We start from the raw sequence: 21,942 nt of genomic DNA on the forward strand, positions 1-21,942 counted from the left end.
TGAGGGTTTCAGAAGCGGCGAGCATGCCGCCCTGAAACTGGTAGTAGTCATTTGAGTCGAGCAGGTCGTGCTCGCGATTGTCCTGATTCTGCAGCACCGCCTGCACCTGAGAAAGCCGCTGGGCAAAGCGCTGGCGCGCGGGGCGTACCTTCATCGGCAGCGCCATAGGCGTAACCACCCCAATTGAGGTAAACCTCGGCAAGGTCGTCGCGGCTCTGCCACAGACGGCCATCGATAGCGCCCTGCACGCCAGCGCCGTAGGCACCGGGTTTGGCACCAAATATCCGCCAACCAGCCTGACGCGCCGCCTCCTCTTCATTCAGGCCTTCTGCGATGAAGCCTTGCCGTTCTTCACGGACCCTGGCCGCCAGCGGGTTCATGTCGTCGGGCTCGTCAAGCGCCGCGACGGCCTGCACCGCAGCGTCGAACAGCTTGATAAGGTTGGCGAAAGCGTCGCGGAAGAAACCGGAGACCCGCAGTGTCACGTCCACTCGTGGGCGGTCGAGCAGGCTGATCGGCAGAATCTCGAAGTCATCGACCCGCTGACTGCCCGTCGCCCATACCGGACGCACGCCCATCAGCGCCATGGCCTGGGCGATGTCGTCACCGCCGGTACGCATGGTCGCCGTGCCCCACACCGACAGGCCCAACTGGCGCAGGTGATCGCCATGGTCCTGCAGGTGTCGTTCCAGCAACAGGTTGGCGGACTGGAAGCCGATTCGCCAGGCCGTGGTGGTCGGCAGGTTGCGCACATCCACGGTAAAAAAGTTGCGGCCAGTGGGCAGCACATCCAGGCGTCCCCGGCTCGGCGCGCCGCTGGGGCCTGCCGGCACGAAATGACCACTCAGCGCGTCAAGCATGCCCTGCATTTCGCCGGGGCCGCAGGCATCCAGACGCGGCGCGACGACGTCACGCAGGCTGTCGAGAATCTGGGCCAGATCATCGTGCGCCGGCAAGTCGGTCAACGCTTCGCCCTGCGTGACGCGTTCGATAAGGATGGCGGCGTAAAGCTCCAGCCGCTCGCGCGCGTCGCCCGCACTGCGCCAAGGGTCGCTGCTCAAGGCCTGCAACGCAGCGGGGCGCGGGCCGATCCAGGGTTCGGCCAGCTCGCAGTTCAGCGGGTCGAAGTCCAGCTCGAACGCCTTGCTCAACGCGCGCAACAGGCTGGACTGCGCGCCACGCCCGTCACCACGCGGAATACGCAGCAGCGCCAGCAAAGTGTCGATGCGCAGACGGCCTTGTGGCGACTGACCGAAAATATGCAGGCCATCGCGAATCTGCGATTCCTTCAGATCACACAGGTAAGTGTCCAGACGTGGCAGCCAGAGCGCCGCGTCGGCATCGCTGTCGAGGTTCTCGCCCAGCGCCAGTTCGCGGTCGATATGGGTTTCACGGACCAGTTCGAGAATGTCACGCTGCAGCTCGCGCGCGCGGCGCGGATCGAGCATTTGCGCTTCATAGAATTCGTCGGCGAGCAGTTCCAGATTACGCAACGGGCCGTAGGTCTCCGCGCGGGTCAGCGGCGGCATCAAGTGATCGATGATGACCGCCTGAGTGCGCCGTTTGGCCTGTGCGCCCTCGCCCGGGTCGTTGACGATGAACGGATAGATGTTCGGCATAGCGCCCAGCACCGCGTCCGGCCAGCAGGTTCGCGACAACCCCACGCCCTTGCCCGGCAGCCACTCGAGGTTGCCGTGCTTGCCGACATGCACCACCGCATGCGCGCCGTAGGCCTTGCGCAGCCAGAAGTAGAACGCCAGGTAGCCATGGGGTGGAACCAGATCCGGGTCGTGATACACCGCGCTCGGGTCGACCTGATAACCCCGTGCCGGTTGAATGCCGATGAACGTGAGGCCAAAGCGCAGTCCGGCGATCATCATCCGGCCGCTGCGAAACATCGGGTCGGTGTCCGGCGTGCCCCAACGGGCATTCACCGCATCGCGATTTTCCTGCGGCAGTTCGTTGAACGCCGCCAGGTATTCCTCCAGCGCCATGCTCTGGTGACACGGGCGCTGGTCGATACTGTCCAGATCATTGGTCACGCCGCCCAGCAGTTGCTGGATCAGTTCGGTGCCAGTGTCCGGCAACGGTGCCAGCGGATAGCCCTCGGCCTGCATGGCGCGCAGAATATTCAGCGCCGCAGCAGGGGTATCGAGCCCCACACCATTGCCGATCCTTCCGTCGCGAGTCGGGTAGTTGGCGAGAATCAGCGCCACGCGCTTTTCGCCATTGGGCAGGCGCGCAAGTTCGATCCAGCGCCGCGCCAGTTCCGCGACGAAATCCATCCGGTCCGGCTGGGCACGGTAGCAGACCACGTCCGACTGGCTGCGCTCACTGCGCCAGGCCAGGTCCTTGAAGCTGATCGGCCGGCTGATAATGCGTCCATCCAGCTCCGGCAAGGCAATGTGCATCGCCAGATCACGAGCGCCAAGGCCCTGTTCGCTGGCCTGCCAGGCAGGCTCGTTGTCCTGCGCGCAGATGGCCTGAATGACCGGTACGTTGCGCCGGAACGGACGCAGATGCGGCGCTTCCGGACTCGACTGAGCAAAACCGGTGGTATTGAGGATCAGCTCGGTTTCAGCCTCATCCAGCCAGTCCTCCACCTGAGTGAAACAGCCGGGTTCCTTGAGGCTGGCCACAGCAATGGGCAGCGGGTTGATGCCTTGCGCCTGCAAGCGCACACAGAACTCGTCGATGAAACCGGTATTGGCGGCCTGCAGGTGCGAGCGATAGAACAGCAGCGCCACCACTGGCTGCTCGGCAAGCCAGTCTGCCTGCCAATCGGCAAGCTGCGCGCTTGCCAGGCGAGGATGGTAGATGGCTGTGCGCGGCAACGGCGCGGGCTCGACCCAGGAATAATCGCGGTCCAGCCAGCGACTGGCCATGCAGTTGTACAACTGCAGCGCGTTCTGCAGGCCACCCTGACGCAGAAACTGCCAGAGTCGGTCGCGTTCCACGGCAGGCACGGTGCTCAGATCACTCAGTTCCGGATCAGGACGGTCATCACCGGGCACCAGAATGACCTGAACGCCGCGTGCCGCGAGCTCCATCAGCCGCTCGACGCCGTAGCGCCAGTAGCCAATACCGCCGTGCAGAGAAATCAGAATGACCTTTGCGTGACGCAGCACTTCATCGACGTACAGGTCGACAGAGGCGTGATTCTGGACCTGCATCGGGTTGGCCAGACGCAGGCTGGGGTAGTCGTCGGGGAGCTGCCGGGCGGCTTCGGCCAGCAGCGCCAGGCTGGAGTCGCCGCTGCAGAGAATCACCAGCTCGGCCGGGGTCTGGCCCAGATCGGCAATATTGTCGTCAGGTACGAAACCGCCGGGCTGGGTTCTCAGTAAATGCATGGGTCAGCCGACAATCGCAGCATTGAGTTGCGCTTGCAGGGCTGCGGCATCCAGCTCCTGACCAATCAGCACCAGGTGCGTGGCACGCTCTTCATCGGCACGCCAGGCGCGGTCGAAGTGCTTGTCGAAACGAGTCCCGACACCTTGAATCAGCAGGCGCATCGGCTTGCCGGGAATGGCCGCGAAGCCCTTCACACGCAGAATGCCGTGCTGCACCACCAGTTGATTCAGTGCATCGAGCAGGACTTTCTCATCGGCTTGCGGCAGCTTCAGGGAAATCGAATCGAACGCGTCGTGATCGTGGTCATCATGATCGTCATCGTCGTGGTGATCATGGTGGGTCTTGCGAGCATCGATATGCAGTTCGGACTCGGCACCGACACCCAGCAGCACGCTGATCGGCAGGCGACCACTGCTGGCTTCGATCACCTTGACCGCAGGCGGCAGCTCCTCGGCAACTTCGGCACGCACTGTCGCCAGACCTTCGGCGTCGATCATGTCGGCCTTGTTGAGGATCACCAGATCGGCGCTGGCCAGCTGATCGGCAAACAGTTCGTGCAGGGGCGACTCATGATCCAGGTTGGGATCGAGTTTGCGCTGCGCATCGACTTGATCCGGGAAGGCAGCGAAAGTACCGGCCAGTACCGCCGGGCTGTCGACCACCGTGATCACCGCATCGACCGTGCAGGCGTTGCGGATTTCCGGCCATTGAAAAGCCTGGACCAGCGGCTTGGGCAGCGCCAGACCCGAGGTTTCGATCAGGATATGGTCGAGGTCACCACGGCGCGCGACCAGTTCGCGCATGACCGGGAAGAACTCTTCCTGCACGGTGCAGCACAGGCAGCCATTGGCCAGTTCGTACACTCGGCCGTTGGCTTCTTCTTCGGTGCAGCCGATCGTGCACTGCTTGAGGATTTCTCCGTCGATGCCTAGCTCGCCGAACTCATTGACGATGACCGCAATGCGCCGCCCTTCGGCGTTGTCGAGCATGTGCCGCAACAGGGTGGTCTTGCCCGAGCCGAGGAAGCCGGTGACGATGGTGACGGGAAGCTTGGCCAGTGTTTTCATCAGGTGCCCTTTGGCAATGCGGCGGGCAAACAGGACGAGAGCCGCATGCAGGACACGCAGATCGGATCGCCACCGGATCACCCCGCCCGGTTGTAGTGAGAATTCTCCAGGACCGCAGCACGTGTGGCCCGTTCGAGGCAGGTCTCCTGGCTCACGGCGGCGTGCGGCAGACAATGAATAATGTGCCGACACGCATTCATCGCGCCTTCCCGCCGCAGCAGTGGCTGTGCAATGAACATGACCGTTTACAGTTGCGGGGGCAGCTGCGGCATGTACCGCATTCCCGTCTTAGCTCCACTGGGTGATGTTTTACCCGGGGAGAACCTCGAACCAGGGTGTGTAAAAACGTCACGAGCGAAGGCAAGACAAGGCAAAAACAGGCGAAAACGGCCGGGGTCGCGACCGACTCTAGGTGTTCTAAATGAGCATTTTTCGCCTGTTTTTAACGCAGTATTGCCAAGCGCAGTAGTTTTTACACAGCTTGGAACCGGCAAGGCTACGCAGTGACTGCAGACAGGTCAATCGTTCAGATTGACGCTGCCCCGCCGCCCATGGTCTCCTGTGCGCCTTGTTTCGGGTGCCCCTCACGGGGTGAAACGGGAAACCGGTGCGCTCGCGTTGTCGAGCAAGTCCGGTGCTGCCCCCGCAACGGTAAGCGAGAGTAGGTCTGATCCACTGTGCCGCTGGCATGGGAAGGTGACCTTGCAGGCTTTGACGCACTGACGTCCTGGTCCCTCGCGAGCCCGGAGACCGGCCCGATATGCTTGCAATGACAAACCCGCGGTGGGCGGGCGCAGTTGAAACCTCCGGCGTCTGCCGGCAGGTTCTTTTGCGCGTGGCCCACTTGCCGATTACCAACAAGAGGGAACGCCATGTCGACCATCAGCAGCCACGCCGCCGCGCCCAGCTCCACACGCACTCAACGCCTGACAGCCGCCATCAGCGCTGCGCTTCTCGGCGCCTGCCTGGTGTATTTCGCCGGTTTCTCGCACATCGCGGCCGTGCACAACGCGGCACACGATACCCGTCACAGCGCTGCCTTTCCTTGCCATTGAGGGCCTCACAATGTTCAAGCGAATCGCCTACACCGCAGGTTTCACCGGCCTGCTCGCCGCCCTGTTGCTGACGCTGCTGCAAAGCCTGTGGGTGGTGCCGCTGATCCAGCAGGCCGAGACCTACGAAAACGCACCTGCCGAGCAACTGCATCAGCACGCGGAGGGCGCGATGGCCGAACACAGCCATGCCCATGACGAAGCGGCCTGGGAGCCCGAAAACGGCTGGCAGCGTGTGCTGTCCACCACTGGCGGTAACCTGGTGGTCGCGGTGGGCTTCGCCCTGATGCTTGCCGGGCTTTACACCCTGCGGGCGCCGGGGCGCACCGTGCAAGGCGCATGGTGGGGGCTGGCCGGTTTTGCCGTGTTCGTGCTGGCCCCGACCCTTGGGCTGCCACCCGAACTGCCAGGCACAGCCGCCGCCGAGCTGAGTCAGCGGCAACTGTGGTGGCTCGGCGCTGCCGCGTCGACTGCCGCCGGGCTGGCCTTGCTGGTGTTCGGTCAGAACTGGCTGCTCAAAGCGCTGGGTGTGGCGATTCTGCTGGTCCCGCATGTGCTTGGCGCGCCACAGCCGCTGGTCCATGAAAGCCTGGCTCCCGAAGCTCTGGAATCGCAGTTCATGATTGCCTCGCTGCTGACCAACGCGCTGTTCTGGGTCGCGCTGGGGTTGATCAGTGCCTGGCTGTTCCGCAGAAACGACGTGCACACCGCCAATGTCGACCTGCATCAGGCCTGATCCAGCGACCCTTCAACCCGGCGCACCTCTGGTTGCCGGGCTGGGCTGTCGGCGCGGCTGCTCGGCTGCGCTGTTGCGCGATCTGCTCGAGCAGAGCCTGCAGGCACTTGAGCTGGACATTGGCCGGGTGACCGCGCTGGCGTCCATCGACCTGAAAGAAACCGAGCCCGGCCTGCTTGAGCTGGCCGGGCAACTGGCTGTGCCACTGGTGTGCTTCAACGCCGCGCAACTGGTGGCGTGGGAACAGCACCTCACGCACCGTTCTGCGCAGGTGTTCCAGAACACGGGCTGTCATGGCGTCGCCGAGGGCTCGGCCCTGGCACTGGCGGCGCAACTGGGCGACGGTACGGCCACCCTGCTGATCGAACGGCAGAAAAGCGCGCAGGCCACATTTGCCTTGGCAATCAGCCCTGCGCACAGCGGATAATCTCCCCGCGCTCACTCACCCCGGAGAATTCATTGACTGTCTATTTTATCGGCGCAGGCCCTGGCGATCCGGAGCTGATCACCGTCAAGGGCCAACGCCTGATTCGCAGCTGCCCGGTCATTATCTACGCAGGCTCGCTGGTGCCCTCGCCGTGCTGGAAGGTCATCAGGCCGTGCAGGTGACCAACAGCGCCGAACTGCATCTGGAGCAGATCATCGAGCTGATCACGCGCGCGCACGCACAGGGCCAGGATGTGGCGCGCTGTGCATTCCGGAGACCCGAGCCTGTATGGCGCTATCGGCGAGCAGATCCGCCATCTGCGCGAATTGGGCATTCCGTTCGAAATCATTCCGGGGGTGACCGCGACCGCTGCCTGCGCCGCGTTGCTGGGCGTCGAGCTGACCCTGCCGGACGTTTCGCAGAGCGTGATTCTGACCCGCTATGCCGACAAGACCTCAATGCCAGCGGCCGAGGGAACTGGCCAGTCTGGCCAGCCATCGGGCAACCATGGCGATTCACTGGGGGTGAACAACCTGCAGCGGATCGTCGAGGAGCTCATGCCACATTACGGTGCCGACTGCCCGATTGCCGTGGTGCATCGCGCCAGCTGGCCGGATCAGGACTGGGCCGTTTGGCACGCTGGCAGATATTCAGGAAAAGGTACAGGCCAAGGGCTTTCGCCGTACGGCGCTGATTCTGGTCGGACGTGTACTTGCCGATGACACCTTCAGCGAGTCCTCGCTTTACCGCGCCGGGCATAGCCACCTGTTCAGGCCGGTGTAGTCAGTACCGCCATGGTGATCGCAGTAATGAGCGGCGACGCATGGCGTGATGAAAAGCGTGCCAACGCTGGGCTGGCACGCTGATCGGTATTGCCCTCCTCAGGCAGCCGCCTCATACAGCTTCGGCGCGGCCACTTCGCCGCTTTCCAGGCTCTTGCGCAGAATATCGGCCTGCACGGCAGCCGCTTTCATGGCGCTTTCCTTGATGTAGCCATAGCCGCGAATGCGTTCCGGCAGGCGTGCCAGACTCAAGGCGGTGTGGCGATTCTGCGCCTGAAGGTGTTGCAGGATCAGTTCGATATCGCTGACATAGCGTCAATCAGCGCCCTCTCCTGCTGACGTTCGAGACTGCGACCGAACGGATCGAGCGCCGTGCCACGGAGGAATTTGAACGTCGCCAGCACGTCGAACGCGCGCAGCATCCACGGGCCAAAACTACGTTTGCGCGGCAGGCCATTGTGCGGATCGCGCTTGGCCAGCCACGACGGTGCCAAGTGAAACTCCAGTCGATAGTCACCCTCGAACTGCGCTTGCAACTGGCGGGTAAACTCGCCGTTGCTGTACAGCCGCGGCCACTTCGTATTCGTCTTTATAGGCCAGCAATTTGAAGTAATTGAATGCCACGGCCTCGGTCAGCGTCGGCTGCTGGCCAGGGAACGCGCGCGATTCGCTGTCGCGTACGCGTTGCACCAATGCCAGATAGCGCTTGGCGTAGGCGGCGCTCTGATACTGCTTCGAAGGTATCGACATTGCTCTGGATGCGTTGATCAAGATCATTGGCTGCGGCTCGCTGACCTTGTTTTGCGGGTTGACGAAGGCCTCCACAGCGGCAGGATCATGCGCAGTACGACGCCCCCAGAGAAACGCCTGCTGATTCAGATTGACCGCTACGCCGTTGAGTTCGATGGCCTTCTCGATGGCCGCCGAGGTCAATGGAATCAGGCCCAGCTGAAACGCATAGCCGAGCATGAACAGGTTGCTGGCGATGCTGTCGCCCATCAGTCGAGTAGCCAGTGATGTGGCTTCGACAAAGTGGGTCTTCGCCGCGCCGACCGCCTCAATGATGGTCTGCTTCATGGCTTCGGCCGGAAACACGGCATCCGGATTGCGCGTGAACTCGGCGGTCGGTGTTTGCTGGCTGTTGACCACCGCATGGGAAATCTTGCTATCGAGCTTGGCGATCGCGTCCGGGCCGGCAGCCACCAGCAAGTCACAGCCGAGCAGCAGGTGCGCTTCACCGGCGGCGATACGCACGGCAAACAGATCCTCCTGGCGCGCGGCAATGCGGATATGGCTGACCACCGGACCGAATTTCTGTGCCAGACCGGCCTGATCGAGCACGCTGCAGCCCTTGCCCTCCAGATTCGCGGCATAGCCCAGCATCGCGCCGACGGTGGTCACCCCAGTGCCGCCGACACCCGGCAGGAGAATATTGAACGGCCTGTCGAGCGACGGCAGTGCCGGTTCCGGCAGACGCGCGAATGCTTCGACCTGCTTGGGCAACGCAGGCTTGCGCAGTTTGCCGCCATGCACGGTGACGAAGCTCGGGCAGAAACCCTCGACGCAGCTGAAATCCTTGTTGCACGCGCTTTGATCGATTTCGCGCTTGCGCCCCTGCGCCGTTTCCTTGGGCAGTACAGACAGGCACCCGGATTTGACCCCGCAATCGCCGCAACCCTCGCACACCGCCGGGTTGATCAACGCGCGCTTTTCCAGGTCAGGCATGGTGCCGCGCTTGCGACGGCGGCGCTTTTCAGTGGCGCAGGTCTGGTCGTAGATGATGACCGACACGCCTTTGAACTCGCGTAACTCGCGCTGCACGCTGTCCAGATCGCGCCGATGATGAAAGGTGGTAATCGGTGCGAAGTCTTCACGATTCGGGTACTTGTCCGGCTCGTCGGAAACCAGCGCGATGCGGTGCACGCCTTCGTTGAATACCTGACGACTCAGTTGATCGACGCGCAGCACGCCGTCGATCGGCTGGCCACCCGTCATGGCCACCGCATCGTTGTAGAGAATCTTGTAAGTAATGTTGACCTTGGACGCCACTGCCGCACGCAGCGCCAGGTGCCCCGAGTGAAAATAGGTGCCGTCGCCCAGGTTCTGGAAAACGTGCGGGTTTCGGTGAACGGTGCCTGACCGATCCAGGTCACGCCCTCGCCGCCCATCTGGGTGAAGGTATCGGTTTCGCGGTCCATCCAGATGGTCATGTAATGGCAGCCGATCCCGGCCAGGCGCGACTGCCCTCCGGCACCTTTGTCGAAGTGTTATGCGGGCAGCCGGAGCAGAAATGCGGGGTGCGCTGGGTGGTGAACAGCGGCGCCTGCAGCGCTTGCTCCTTGTCGCTGAGAAACTGCAGGCGCGCTTCGATCTGCGGGCTGCTGTAGAACGGCGCAAGGCGTTTGGCGATCACCCTGGCAATCATTGCCGGGGTCAGCTCGCTGAGGTTCGGCAGCAGTGAGCGGCCCTGCTCATCGAACTCGCCGACCACCACTGCCGGCGCTCAACAGGCCAGTTGTAAAGCTGACCGGTCAACTGGTCTTCAATGACACTGCGTTTTTCCTCGACCACCAGAATCTCGTCCAGCCCTTCGGCAAAGTCGTGCACCGACACCGGCTCCAGCGGCCAACTCATGCCGACCTTGAGCACGCGAATCCCGACCTTCTCGCACAGCTCCTGATCAATACCCAGCTCTTCGAGGGCCTGACGCACGTCCAGGTAGGACTTGCCGGTGGTGATGATGCCCAGCCGCGGTTGCGCAGAATCGATCACCACCTTGTTGAGCTGGTTGGCACGGGCGAAGGCCTGGCCGCGTAGATCTTGTAGGTGTTGAGTCGCGCCTCCTGGGCCAACGGCGGGTCCGGCCAGCGGATATGCAAACCGCCTTCGGGTATATCGAAGTCGTCAGGGATACGGGTTTTGATCCGCAAAGGATCGACCTCGACCACCGCAGAAGAGTCGACGTTCTCGGCAATGGTCTTCATCGCCACCCAGCAACCGCTGTAGCGCGACAGCTCCCAGCCAATGATGCCGTAGTCGAGAATCTCCTGAACATTACTGGGGTTGAGCACGGGGATCATCGATGCGATGAACGCATGCTCACTCTGGTGAGCGATGGTCGATGATTTGCAGCCGTGGTCGTCGCCCGCCAGGATCAGCACACCGCCGTTGGCCGCAACACCGGCCGAGTTGCCGTGCTTGAAGACATCACCGCAGCGGTCCACACCCGGCCCCTTGCCGTACCAGAGGGCGAACACCCCATCGTACTTGCCATGCGGGAACAGGTTGACCTGTTGACTGCCCCAGACCGCCGTGGCGGCCAGTTCTTCGTTGATGCCCGGCTGAAAATGGATGGCGTTTTGTTGCAGGTAGTCCTTGGCGTCCCAAAGGCTTTTGTCCAGATTACCCAGCGGCGAACCGCGGTAGCCAGAGATAAACCCGGCAGTGTTCAGGCCCTGTGCCTCATCGCGCTGCTTTTGCAGCATCGGCAGGCGGGTCAGGGCCTGTGTGCCGGTCAGGTACAGATTGCCGGTGGCAAGCCGGTATTTATCATCCAGACGAATATCAGCCAGGGACATGCGAATACCTCTCTTGTTCTTATAGGGTCAGGTCTTGTAAGCCGGGACGGTCCTGCCCGGCAGCCTTGCAACTAGACTGCCAGCAGCAAAGAGGCTTTTTCTTTCTAAATGCGCGCAAATCTGCTGATATTCAGCATGCTTTTTTCGGCCAGAACAAAAAACAAGGTCAATTCATGCAGCCAAAATTGAGCCCCATCGATCGCAAGATTCTTCGTCTGCTGCAACATGACGCCAGCCTGTCGGCCGCGGAAATCGCCGAACGGGTCGAGCTGTCGCAATCGCCGTGCTGGAGGCGCATTCACCGGCTTCAGGAAGACGGGGTGATCGAGCGCACGGTCGCCCTGCTCAGTACCCAGAAGCTGGGACTGAGTATGACCGTGTTCGTCGAGGTCAAGCTGTCAGGCCATGGCCGCCGCTATCTGGCCGAGTTCGAGGAGGCAATCATCGGCCACCCGGAGGTGCTGGAGTGCTACACCATGGCCGGCGGGATGGATTTCATGCTCAAGGTGGTGGCTCAGGACATCGCCAGCTACGAACGCTTTCTGCGCGATCATTTGCTGCAATTGCCCCACGTCCACGAGGCCCATTCGAACATCGCCATGAGCACGGTGAAGCGCACCACGGAGCTGCCGCTGGACTAGGAATAGAATCGGGGAAAATCGAGAAAAGAAAATCCGCCGAGCGGGCGCTGGCGGATTATCGGTATCAATGAGGGCAATAAAAACATTTGACTTGCAAATGATAATGATTATTATTGCATCAGCGGGTCGCGAGACTCGCTGGATAACCCGGAAGTCTTAGGTCGGCTTCCTGATTATCTCCTCATCAGGCTAATCACGGTTTTTGACCCGGCTTTTTGCCGGGTCTTTTTTTTGGTTCTTTCTTTATGGTTTCGCTGCTTCAGGCTAATGAAGTCTGGGTGTTGCGCGGTGTGTTGCAATGACGCGGATCATAGCAAAAGCGCCTCGATCAAGGCCATGCTTTTAGGGCAAAAACGCCTGGATGCGGCAGATAAAACGTAAATGCTGGGACTTTTCACTTGAGAATGATTCTCGTATTCACTAGTCTACGCTTGTCACGGACGCTACCCGACACCGCAAGGAAGACTCCCATGGACGATCAGCGAGCGATACATCATGAGTAATCAGCTCTCGTCTCTACTGCACCTCCCCGCCCGCCTGCCCGAGCCGCAACCCACGCTGCAGGCGATCGAACTCGGCCACCGACTGGGCAAGCTCTCGCGCCGGACCCGGCAGATATTCCTGCTCAGCCGACTCGACGGCATGGCCTATGCCGACATTGCAGCCTTCATGAACGTCGACATCGCGCGGGTAGAGCGCGCGATGCTTCGCGCGCTGGGCAAGGCCTATGTGCCAGGCGCGGCAGACACCACCAGCGCTGCCATTCAGGCCACCCTTCAGGATCGCGCCAGCCGCTGGTATGTGCACTTGCAGAGCCCTGCGGCAACCGCCAGCGAACGCATCGAATTTCGCCACTGGCTGGACGCCGATGCCGCGCACCTTTCGGCCTTCCAGAACAGCGAGCGTTTGTGGCGTCAGTTGCAGGCACCCGCCTCGTTGCTCGGCGCATCCGGCTGGCATCGACGCAAGCGCCGCGTGTATCTGGTCTGGTGCCTGCTGACCGCCTTCATCTGCAGCCTGATGGTCACCGCCGAGGCTATGTCCTGACGCGCAGATGACCGTTGCAGTGAAGTTTACGTCGCAGGGCGCGATGTTGATCGGTGTACAGTAGCCGCTTGAAAAGGCATCTACGCAGCAGGCATCTATCTTGACTCTCACTATCGGTTCAGATTTCGACAGCGGCAACATTCTGGTTCTCGACGCAAGCGACCCGGCGCATATCAGGCTGGCGATTCGGCCCGACACGCAAAGTGCGCATTTCCAGTGGTTTCATTTCCAGGCAGACGGCCTGAACGTCGGCCAGACCTATGGCTTCAGCCTCACCAATGCCAGCGAATCCACCTTCAACAATGCCTGGACCGGCTACAACGCTGTAGCGTCTTACGACCATCAGAACTGGTTTCGGGTAGCGTCGGATTTCGACGGCAAGGCGCTGAATTTCAGCCTGGCCGCAGAGCAGCCGCAGGTCTGGTTTGCGTACTTCGAACCCTACAGCCGTGAACGCCATGACTGGCTGATCGAACAGGCTCAGGAAAAAGCCGGTGCACAGTTGCTGGCTGTCGGCAAAAGCGTCGAGGGTCGGGATATTCAGTTGCTGCGCAAAGGTGACGGTGCCGAAGGCAAACGCAAGATCTGGATGATTGCCCAGCAGCACCCTGGCGAACACATGGCCGAATGGTTCATGGAGGGCGTGATCGAACGCCTCCAGCAAAAGGATGACGCCCCACTGCAGCAATTGCTGGCGCAAGCGGATGTGTATCTGGTGCCCAACGTCAACCCGGACGGAGCCTTTCATGGCCACTTGCGCACCAACGCCAGCGGCAAGGACCTTAACCGCGCTTGGCAGGACAGTACCGAAGCGCTAAGCCCGGAAGTGTCCTTCATCAGGCAGCAGATGGAAAAATACGGCGTGGACATGTTCCTCGACGTGCACGGTGACGAGAAAATCCCTTACGTATTCACCGCCGCCTGCGAAGGTAATCCGGGGTATACCGCGCAACAACGCCAGCTTGAAGAGCGCTTTCGCAGCCGCCTGTGCGAGGTCAGCGACAACTTTCAGACGGTTCATGGCTACCCACGCGGCGCACCCGGTCAGGCCAACATGAACCTGGCCGCCAATGCCGTGGGCGAACGCTACAAGTGCCTGTCACTGACCCTGGAAATGCCATTCAAGGATCACGACAACGCGCCAGACCCGGTCACCGGCTGGTCAGGCAAGCGCTCTGCGCAACTGGCCGGGGAAATACTGACCGTGCTGTCCGAGATGGTAAAAGAGCTTCGCTAAGAGCGCTGCTACCTTCAGGCAAACCGAAATGCCCACCTACGCGTGGGCATTTTTGTTTGCGCTGGCGACCCGTCGTACGATCAGACTGGCTAGCGCGATCAGCGCCAGCGTGATCACCACTGCCCCGTAGACATTACTGGTCATCACCAGGCCCGCCGAGTGGGCGAAGAATCCGGCGACCAGTGCCGGTATGCAGAAGGCCAGGTAGCTGAGCACCAGAAAAGCCGACATCAGCCCGCCCCGCTCGTGGGCATGCGCCAGGGGCATGAGCATGCGCAGTGCGCCCAGAAAGCTCGATCCGAAACCAATACCTGCGACCACTGCGCCGACGAAAAACAGCCACAGCAAACCGAGGTTGATCGAAAGCAGTATCACCGCGACACCCAGTGGCAAAAAGCTCGCACCTACCCACAAGCCGAGCACCGGCTCGCGCTGACGCAGCGTCAGAATCGCCGCCGCGCCGCTGAGGGTCAGCGCCGCAACCGCCAGGCCGCCATTGAGCGGTGAGGTGGAACCGGTCGCCGCCACCAGCAAGGACGGGCTCAACGACAAAAAGAAACCACCCAGTGCCCATGCGGCGATGTCCACCGGCAGAACCAGCCACAGCATGCGCCGTGCCTGCTGCGGTACATGCAATGAGGGCTTGAGGGATTGCCAGACACCGGGCTGGCGACTGACGGTTTCCTCGACGCGTCCCAGGTACAGGGCCTGACTCAGGAATGCGGCCAGCAACAAGCAGTAACCCAGCATAAACGGCATCGGCGCGAACTGCGCCAGCAGTGCCGTGCCCAGAGCGCCAACGGCCATGCCGAGCATCGGCGAAATACTGTTGATCAACGGCCCTTTGACCGAATCATTGTCCAGCAAGGCTGCGCCCAGTGCGCTGGCAGCCAGCCCCGTCGCAAAACCCTGCAGCAGACGCGCGGCCACCAGCCAGCTGACATCACTGGCCAGAATGAACAGCAGCATCGAGACGCTTTGCAGCAGCAACGCGCCGAAAATCACCGGGCGCCGCCCCAGATAGTCCGACAGCGACCCACCCATCAGCAAGGCGGCCAGCAGGCTGAATGCATACACTGCAAAAATCAGGGTAAGCACGCCCGCCGAGAATCCCCATGCCTCCTGGTACAGGTGATAGAGCGGCGTGGGCGTGCTGGACGCGGCAAAAAAGCATAACGTGGTAAACGCCAGAAACCCGAGATGGTTTGGTGCCCGACCGTCAGACTTCACGTCTGGCGACGTCGAATCGTTTGAAGAAAGGGACATGGATACGCTCTCCGCCAATGCAACCTGTTAAAGCCATAAATTAGCTTTTGCGGAGTGTGCGACGTGGTAGCGCTTAAAGCAAATACTTTGTGTTAAGGTCCGCCGTATGGCTATTAAAGAAGCAATTCGCACCGGAGGCCGCAGTGCCCGGGTGCAGGAATCCATCCACCGCGCGGTCCGCGACTTGTTGCAGGAGTACGATCGCTCAGCACTCAGCGTGCCGATGATCGCGACCCGTGCAGGCGTTACGCCGTCGACCATTTATCGCCGCTGGGGTGATCTGACCACGTTGCTGGCGGACGCTGCCCTGGAGCGCCTGCGCCCTGACGTGCCGATCGATCAAGGCAGTCTGCATCAGGACCTGCTGACCTGGAGTGAAATGTATCTGGACGAAATGTCCTCGGCACCTGGCCGGGCATTGATGCGCGATGTGGCCGCCAGCACGTCTGGCTGTGTGGGCAAGTGTACAGCGATGGTTCGCGAGCAGCTGCAGGTCATGATCGATCGCGCCATGGCTCGCGGCGAGGCTTCCCCCAGTGCCGACGACATGATCGATGCCGTCATTGCGCCCATGATTTACCGGATTCTGTATGCCGAATCGGCGCCGACGCCAGAACGCGTGCGTCAATGGGTCGACCGCTGCCTGAGCTGAGCCGCTTTGCAGGGAGTCAGAGGCGGCAACTCCCGTTATCATGCGCGCCTCGTCCGACACCAATGACCGAACCTATTCATGCACACCCTCGCAGATCTACGCGCCGGCAAGCTGGCAGGCATCAAACGTCTTGACCTCTCCTGTGGCCTGAGCGAATTCCCGGTCGAAATCTTCGACCTGGCCGACACGCTGGAAGTCTTGAATCTCAGCGGCAACAGGCTGACCTCGCTGCCCGACGACCTGTGTCGCCTGACCCGCCTGCGCGTCCTGTTCGTATCAGACAACGCCTTTACGCACCTACCGGAAAGCATTGGCCAATGCCAGCAGTTGCAGATTGTCGGCCTCAAGGCCAGTCGCATAGAGCAGGTCAGCGCCGCGGCACTGCCGCCGCGCCTGCGCTGGCTGATCCTCACCGACAACCGCATCGAGTCGCTGCCCGACGAACTGGGCCGCCGCCCGGACCTGCAAAAGCTGATGCTCGCCGGCAACCGCTTGCGCACCCTGCCCGCGACCCTCGCGCAGTGTCACAAGCTGGAGCTGATCCGCATTGCGGCCAATCGTCTGACCGAGTTGCCGGACTGGCTGCTGAGCCTGCCTGCGCTGGCATGGCTCGCCTTCGCCGACAACCCGCTGTGCGCGGAACGTCCCACCACGCCGATCCGGGAAATCCCCTGGCAACACCTGAGCCTTCATCAACGCCTGGGCGAAGGTGCGTCGGGAATCATCCAGCAGGCGCTCTGGCACGACGCCGGCGCTGAGCGCATGGCAGCGGTCAAGCTGTACAAGGGCGCGGTCACCAGCGATGGCTCACCGCTCAATGAAATGGCCGCCTGCATCGCCGCAGGCCGCCACGCACAGCTGATCGAGGTGCTTGGACAGATCAGCGGGCATCCCGAGCGGCAACGCGGCCTGGTCATGGCGCTGATAGCCCCCGATTTCGGCAATCTTGCCGGACCGCCGAGCCTGGAATCCTGTAGCCGCGATGTCTACGCCAACGACACGCGCTTTTCCCTGCCGGTGCTGCTGCGCCTCGCTGAAGGCATTGCTTCGGTCACCGCGCACCTGCACGCCCGCGGGATCACGCATGGCGACCTTTATGGTCACAACATTCTTGTGCAGGAGGATGGCAATTGCCTGCTGAGCGACTTCGGCGCGGCGTCCTTTCACCCCTCAGCCGGGCTGGGTGAGGCGCTGGAGCGCATCGAAACGCGGGCATTCGGTATCTTGCTGGGGGAATTGCTGGAGCGTTGCGAGGCAGAACCGCAGGATCAGAACATCGTGGCGGGTCTACAGGCGCTGCAGGCGAGTTGCGTGCAGCCTGATTGCCAGCAACGACCGTCGCTGGCAGAGGTTCTTCTACAGATCAAAACATGGAGCGCGTAAAGCGCTCCATTGCGCAGTGATCAGCCTGCCAGGCCCACGTAAACGTTCTGCACGTCATCATGGTTGTCGATGGCTTCGAGAAACGCTTCGACTTCGGCCATCTGCTCATCGGTCAGGCCGTCCACGGTGCTTTTCGGGCGGTAGCCCAGTTGCGCGGACTGAACGGTGAAACCGAATTCCGGAAGCGCCTTGCAGACCGCGTCCATGTCAGTGGATTCGGTCAGGAACAGCGTCGCGCCCTCTTCACCTGGCTCGAAATCCTGAGCGCCGGCCTCGATTGCCGCCAGCTCCGGGTCGGCATCCGCTGCTGCAGGAACAGCCTCGATCATGCCCTGATACAAAAAGTCCCACGAAACCGAACCCGCAGCGCCCAACTGGCCCTTGCGGAACAGCACGCGAATTTCCGAGACCGTCCGATTGATGTTGTCGGTCAGGCACTCGACGATCACCGGCACGCGGTGTGGCGCAAAACCTTCGTAGGTCAGACGCTCGAAGTTGACGCTCTCACCCAGCAGGCCTGCGCCTTTCTTGATGGCACGCTCCAGGGTCTCGCGCGGCATCGAAGCCTTCTTGGCCTGCTCGACCACCAGCCGCAGACGCGAGTTCATGTCCGGGTCTGCGCCAGCACGAGCCGCGATCATGATCTCCTTGGACAGTTTGCCAAACGTACGTCCCTTGGCATTGGCTGCCGCTTCTTTATGCTTGACCTTCCACTGTGCGCCCATGTCTGCTCTCTTGATTCGCTAGGCACCTCGCCGTCTGCGCCTGCATAACTGACAGAACGCGACGCTGGCAAGGCGCTGAAAAAGGGTCACCGGCAAATACCCTGTCCGGCGCGGCGCATTTTATACGCGATCACGGCAGATGAAACCCCCGACAGGCAGATTGCCCTTATGAACTCGCCAGGATGGCTGCCAACTCGTCCAACCGCAATCATCGTCTTTCCATCAACGCTTGTAGGCTTTTTCCGAAAAACCTCGCAGCAATGCTTTTGTAAGCCCGTATTCCGTAACCTGCGCGGCCCCGTTTTTGAAGCTAGAGAGCCCCGCCGATGCGCAAGGACCTGCAAGTGCCCTTCATGTTGGCGATCACCGACTGCCAGCCGGATCTGCATATCATCAGCTTCGCCGGCCATGAAGCCCTCAATGAAACGTATCGCTTCGACATCTGGATGATCGGCAGCGACCCGCAGCTGGATGTGCGCAGCCTATTGCATCGTGAAGCGTTTCTAAGCTTCGGCGAATCCGGCAGCGGCAGGCATGGCCGTATAGACCATGCGGCGCGGCTCCACCGCGGGGCTCGCGTGAGTCTCTACCACCTGATTCTGGTGCCTGATCTGCACCGGCTGGTGCAACATCGACAACGCCGCACCTATCAGGACCTTGCGATTCCTCAACTGATCGTGCAGTTGCTTGAAGCGCACAGTATCGGCGCGAACGCATACCGATTCGAACACGTGAATGGTCTTTATCCTGCCAGGCCGTTGCATATCCAGTACGACGAAAGCGATCTGCACCTGTTGCAGCGCCTGTGCGAGGAAGAAGGCATGCATTTTCGTTTTGAGCATCGCCGGAGCGGCCATCGGCTGGTGTTCTCGGACGACCCTGCGAGCTTTCCGGCGCAGCCATTGCCGGTGCGCTTCAAGCACCCGCAAACGTCAGGCGCGCCGCGAGAGACGCTGGAGCACCTTGCCGAACGACTGGGTTTTCCGCCCGTTTCAAGGCAACCCACCGACCACCCGCAACCTGCGCGCGCACCCGAGCACCCTCTGACCATAGCGGCCAATCATGCCTTTCAACCGCCAGGCTTTCGTGGAGCAATCAGCCCCCAGGAGGCCCTGAGTCGGCAGCGTGGCAGTCGCAGGCTGGAGCGCCTGCGCTGCGAACGGCGCGATGTCAGAGGGCGAAGCACAGACACCGCCTTGCAATGTGGTGAAGTCATCCAGGTGCTTGATCATCCGGAGCCCATGCTCAACGACCAATGGCTAGTGACCGAAACCGCTCATGCGGGCAGGCAATTACAGGTGCTGAAGGGTGCCGCCGCCCATGATGCACTGGCAATCCTGCGCATCCTCGTCGAAGCGCAACGTTCGTCACCCGAGGCTGAACAGCTGCAAGGCAACGGTTACTGCAACAGCTTCAGGGTCATTCCGTGGGCGACGCCGTTTCGACCGTCGATCAACCACCCGAGACCCGCGGCCACCGGTGAGCATTTCGCCACATTGCAGCGCAACGACACCCAGCCGGTTCAACCCGGATATCGTTCAATCCGCTTCGACTGGCACGTGCAAAGCCCGCAAGACGAACCCGTACAACGCTGGCCGATGGCCGAGGTCGCCTGCCCGGAGGTTGATCGGCTAGCGCCGGGCACACGAGTGCGGGTCCGCTTTCTCGACAATCATCCCGAACGGCCTGTGATTTGTGCAGTACTGTCACCGGGCCATGAGCTGGACGGGATAACCGCACAACCGGCTGGCTGTATTCGAGTGGCGAGCGGTGAGCACTTGCACGTCAATGCCCACGACGGATTGCTGGTGCGCGGGCAAGCCGCGGCGCTGCACGTTGACGCGCAACGTATCCTGATCGTGGGCCATAAAGATCAGCAGTCCTTGAAATCGGGCTGGCGCTTGTCGATAAAGGCGCGCATGCCCTCCTTCTGATCCTGGCTGGCGAACGCGGCGTGAAACACCCGGCGTTCGAAGCGGATGCCTTCGGCCAGGCTGACCTCGAATGCGCGGTTGACGCTCTCCTTGACCATCATCGCCACTGGCAGGGATTTACTGGCGATCACCGCTGCCACTGCCAGCGCTTCCGGCAGCAACTGATCGAGCGGCAGCACGCGGGCCACCAGACCGGCGCGCTCGGCCTCGTGAGCATCGATCAACCGGCCGGTCAGGCACATTTCCATGGCCTTGGCCTTGCCCACCGCGCGGGTCAGACGCTGCGTACCGCCCATGCCCGGCAACACGCCGAGATTGATCTCGGGCTGTCCAAACCTGGCGTTTTCAGCGGCCAGAATGAAATCGCACATCAATGCCAGTTCACAGCCGCCACCCAAGGCAAAACCGGCTACCGCAGCCACCAGGGGTTTGCGTCGGGCGGCGACCCGGTCGCTTTCACGAAACAGGTCATCGAGGTAGATCTGTGGGTAGGACAGGTCGACCATTTCCTTGATGTCCGCACCGGCGGCAAAGGCTTTTTCCGAACCGGTCAGTACGATGCAGCCGATCGCACCGTCCGCCTCAAACTGGTCGAGAGCATGGTTCAGTTCGTTGATCAGGCGCGCATTCAAGGCGTTCAACGCCTTGGGCCGGTTCAGCTTGATCAGACCTACACCATCTATAACCTCTATGAGAATTGTCTCGTAAAGCATTGATAAATATCCTTTTTGTTTAATTATGCAATAAGCAGCTTTTTATATAATCAACATTCAATTATTAGATCAAGCCATTGATTAATAATGGTTAATTCAAAATCTCGACAGCTATTGCGGTAGCTTCACCGCCTCCGATGCAGATCGCCGCAATGCCACGCTTGAGCTGTCGATGCTGCAAGGCCGCCAGCAGCGTGACGATGATTCGCGCACCCGAGGCACCGATCGGATGGCCGAGCGCGCATGCCCCGCCATTGACGTTGACCTTCTCGTGTTCAAGCCCCAGCTCGTGCATCGCCACCAGCGGCACGACGGCAAATGCCTCATTGATCTCGAACAGATCGACGTCGTCCAGAGTCCAGCCTGTCTTGCCCAAAAGGCGCTGAATGGCGCCTATCGGCGCCGTTGGAAACAGACTTGGCCGATCGGCGAACGCCGCATGCGCATGTAACACCGCCAGAGGCTTCAGGCCACGCCGCTGAGCCTCGGACTGACGCATCAACAGCAGCGCTGCTGCGCCATCGGAGATAGAACTGGAGTTGGCCGCGGTGACCGTGCCGCCCTCGCGAAAAGCGGGTTTGAGCGTGGGAATCTTGTCCGGACGCGCCTTGGGTGGCTGCTCATCGTGAGTGATTTGCCTCGACTCTTTGCCCACGGTGACTTGCACTGGCACGATCTCGGCGTCGAAATGGCCTCCGGCAATGGCCTGTTGCGCGCGAGCCAGTGAGGCCAGGGCAAACGCATCCTGTGCCTCGCGACTGAAACCGTTGAGCCCGGCGCAGTCCTCGGCGAAGGTGCCCATCAGCCGGCCTGGCTCATAGGCATCCTCAAGGCCGTCGAGAAACATGTGATCAAGCACCTTGCCGTGCCCCATGCGATAACCGCTGCGCGCGCGGTCCAGCAGATAGGGCGCATTGGACATGCTCTCCATACCGCCAGCCACCACCACCGCAGTACTGTCTGCCAGCAACAGGTCATGGGCCAGGATTGCGGTCTGCATGCCGGTACCGCACATCTTGTTGACCGTGCTGCACAGCGTCGCATGGCTCAGCCCGGCACCCAGTGCCGCCTGCCGAGCGGGTGCCTGACCGAGGCCTGCCGGCAGTACACAGCCAAACAGTACATGCTCCACGTCTTCAGGCTCGATGCCTGCGCGCTCGACAGCGGCACGGATGGCGATCGATCCCAGCGCTGTGGCACTGAGGCTCTGCAGGTCGCCCTGAAAACCGCCCATGGGCGTGCGCACGGCACTGACAATGACCACAGGATCTTGATGAGGGGGTGTCCTTTCGATGGACATGGCTATCTCCAGTCTTGTTTTTATAGGTACCGTGGAATCATCAACCTGCTG

At 61.4% G+C, this 21,942-nt stretch carries 14 protein-coding genes, 3 pseudogenes and 2 riboswitches; of the genes and pseudogenes, 10 read left to right on the plus strand and 7 right to left on the minus strand.

Annotated elements, in window-relative coordinates; all coding sequences use genetic code 11:
- A pseudogene (cobN, locus tag V476_RS00005) lies at positions 1-3,350 on the minus strand (cobaltochelatase subunit CobN); the annotation flags it as partial.
- A gap of 3 nt (positions 3,351-3,353) precedes the next feature.
- Positions 3,354-4,418 carry a cobalamin biosynthesis protein CobW gene (cobW, locus tag V476_RS00010; protein ID WP_004417420.1) on the minus strand — a complete coding sequence of 355 codons (1,065 nt, stop codon included), beginning with the start codon at positions 4,416-4,418 and terminating at the stop codon, positions 3,354-3,356.
- A 119-nt stretch (positions 4,419-4,537) separates the two neighbouring features.
- Positions 4,538-4,761: riboswitch (cobalamin riboswitch) on the minus strand.
- A 215-nt stretch (positions 4,762-4,976) separates the two neighbouring features.
- Positions 4,977-5,191: riboswitch (cobalamin riboswitch) on the plus strand.
- 99 nt (positions 5,192-5,290) lie between these two features.
- On the opposite strand from cobW, the gene V476_RS00015 reads away from it, so the two are divergent.
- The 4 genes and pseudogenes from V476_RS00015 to V476_RS00030 all read left to right on the plus strand — a co-directional run bounded on the left by V476_RS00015 (position 5,291) and on the right by V476_RS00030 (position 7,355).
- Positions 5,291-5,473, plus strand: coding sequence for a CbtB domain-containing protein (locus V476_RS00015; protein ID WP_003342053.1), 183 nt, complete (start codon positions 5,291-5,293; stop codon positions 5,471-5,473).
- A 10-nt stretch (positions 5,474-5,483) separates the two neighbouring features.
- Entirely contained in the window at positions 5,484-6,206 is a 723-nt protein-coding gene (locus V476_RS00020; protein ID WP_024959903.1) for a CbtA family protein, read from the plus strand.
- The gene (locus tag V476_RS00025; RefSeq protein ID WP_024959902.1) at positions 6,184-6,633 is read left to right on the plus strand and encodes a cobalamin biosynthesis protein; all 450 of its coding nucleotides are present in this window, start codon (positions 6,184-6,186) and stop codon (positions 6,631-6,633) included. Before V476_RS00020 ends, V476_RS00025 begins: the two co-directional genes overlap by 23 nt.
- A gap of 32 nt (positions 6,634-6,665) precedes the next feature.
- Positions 6,666-7,355 (plus strand): annotated as a pseudogene (locus V476_RS00030) (cobalt-precorrin-4/precorrin-4 C(11)-methyltransferase).
- 159 nt (positions 7,356-7,514) lie between these two features.
- Here V476_RS00030 and V476_RS00035 read toward each other — a convergent pair.
- Positions 7,515-10,993 (minus strand): annotated as a pseudogene (locus V476_RS00035) (indolepyruvate ferredoxin oxidoreductase family protein).
- Between the two features lie 173 nt (positions 10,994-11,166).
- Between V476_RS00035 and V476_RS00040 the strand changes: the two are divergent.
- From V476_RS00040 to V476_RS00050, 3 genes are all read left to right on the plus strand, one after another.
- Positions 11,167-11,634 carry an Lrp/AsnC family transcriptional regulator gene (locus V476_RS00040; protein ID WP_002553253.1) on the plus strand — a complete coding sequence of 156 codons (468 nt, stop codon included), beginning with the start codon at positions 11,167-11,169 and terminating at the stop codon, positions 11,632-11,634.
- Positions 11,635-12,129: 495 nt separating this feature from the next.
- Entirely contained in the window at positions 12,130-12,681 is a 552-nt protein-coding gene (locus V476_RS00045; RefSeq protein ID WP_024959900.1) for a sigma factor-like helix-turn-helix DNA-binding protein, read from the plus strand.
- A 100-nt stretch (positions 12,682-12,781) separates the two neighbouring features.
- Positions 12,782-13,918, plus strand: coding sequence for a M14 family metallopeptidase (locus V476_RS00050; protein ID WP_024959899.1), 1,137 nt, complete (start codon positions 12,782-12,784; stop codon positions 13,916-13,918).
- A gap of 36 nt (positions 13,919-13,954) precedes the next feature.
- Here V476_RS00050 and V476_RS00055 read toward each other — a convergent pair whose 3' ends face one another.
- Entirely contained in the window at positions 13,955-15,184 is a 1,230-nt protein-coding gene (locus V476_RS00055) for an MFS transporter (protein WP_024959898.1), read from the minus strand.
- A 106-nt stretch (positions 15,185-15,290) separates the two neighbouring features.
- Between V476_RS00055 and V476_RS00060 the strand changes: the two genes are divergently transcribed.
- Both V476_RS00060 and V476_RS00065 read left to right on the plus strand, forming a co-directional pair.
- Entirely contained in the window at positions 15,291-15,836 is a 546-nt protein-coding gene (locus V476_RS00060; protein ID WP_024959897.1) for a TetR/AcrR family transcriptional regulator, read from the plus strand.
- Between the two features lie 78 nt (positions 15,837-15,914).
- Complete coding sequence (locus V476_RS00065; protein WP_024959896.1) at positions 15,915-17,219, plus strand: leucine-rich repeat-containing protein kinase family protein; 1,305 nt, start codon at positions 15,915-15,917, stop codon at positions 17,217-17,219.
- Positions 17,220-17,239: 20 nt separating this feature from the next.
- Here the strand turns inward: V476_RS00065 and V476_RS00070 are convergent, their stop codons facing one another.
- Entirely contained in the window at positions 17,240-17,944 is a 705-nt protein-coding gene (locus tag V476_RS00070) for a YebC/PmpR family DNA-binding transcriptional regulator (protein ID WP_003364547.1), read from the minus strand.
- A 326-nt stretch (positions 17,945-18,270) separates the two neighbouring features.
- Here V476_RS00070 and V476_RS00075 point away from each other — a divergent pair, with 326 nt between their 5' ends.
- A complete protein-coding gene (locus tag V476_RS00075) occupies positions 18,271-19,878 on the plus strand; it encodes a type VI secretion system Vgr family protein (RefSeq protein WP_024959895.1) in 1,608 nt (535 codons plus the stop codon).
- Here V476_RS00075 and V476_RS00080 read toward each other — a convergent pair.
- Entirely contained in the window at positions 19,818-20,591 is a 774-nt protein-coding gene (locus V476_RS00080; protein WP_024959894.1) for an enoyl-CoA hydratase, read from the minus strand. The two genes, V476_RS00075 and V476_RS00080, sit on opposite strands and share 61 nt — an antisense overlap.
- 91 nt (positions 20,592-20,682) lie before the next feature.
- Positions 20,683-21,891 carry an acetyl-CoA C-acyltransferase gene (locus tag V476_RS00085; RefSeq protein ID WP_024959893.1) on the minus strand — a complete coding sequence of 403 codons (1,209 nt, stop codon included), beginning with the start codon at positions 21,889-21,891 and terminating at the stop codon, positions 20,683-20,685.
- Between the last annotated feature and the right edge of the window lie 51 nt (positions 21,892-21,942).

This window comes from Pseudomonas syringae KCTC 12500 (assembly GCF_000507185.2).
GTDB lineage: Bacteria > Pseudomonadota > Gammaproteobacteria > Pseudomonadales > Pseudomonadaceae > Aquipseudomonas > Aquipseudomonas syringae.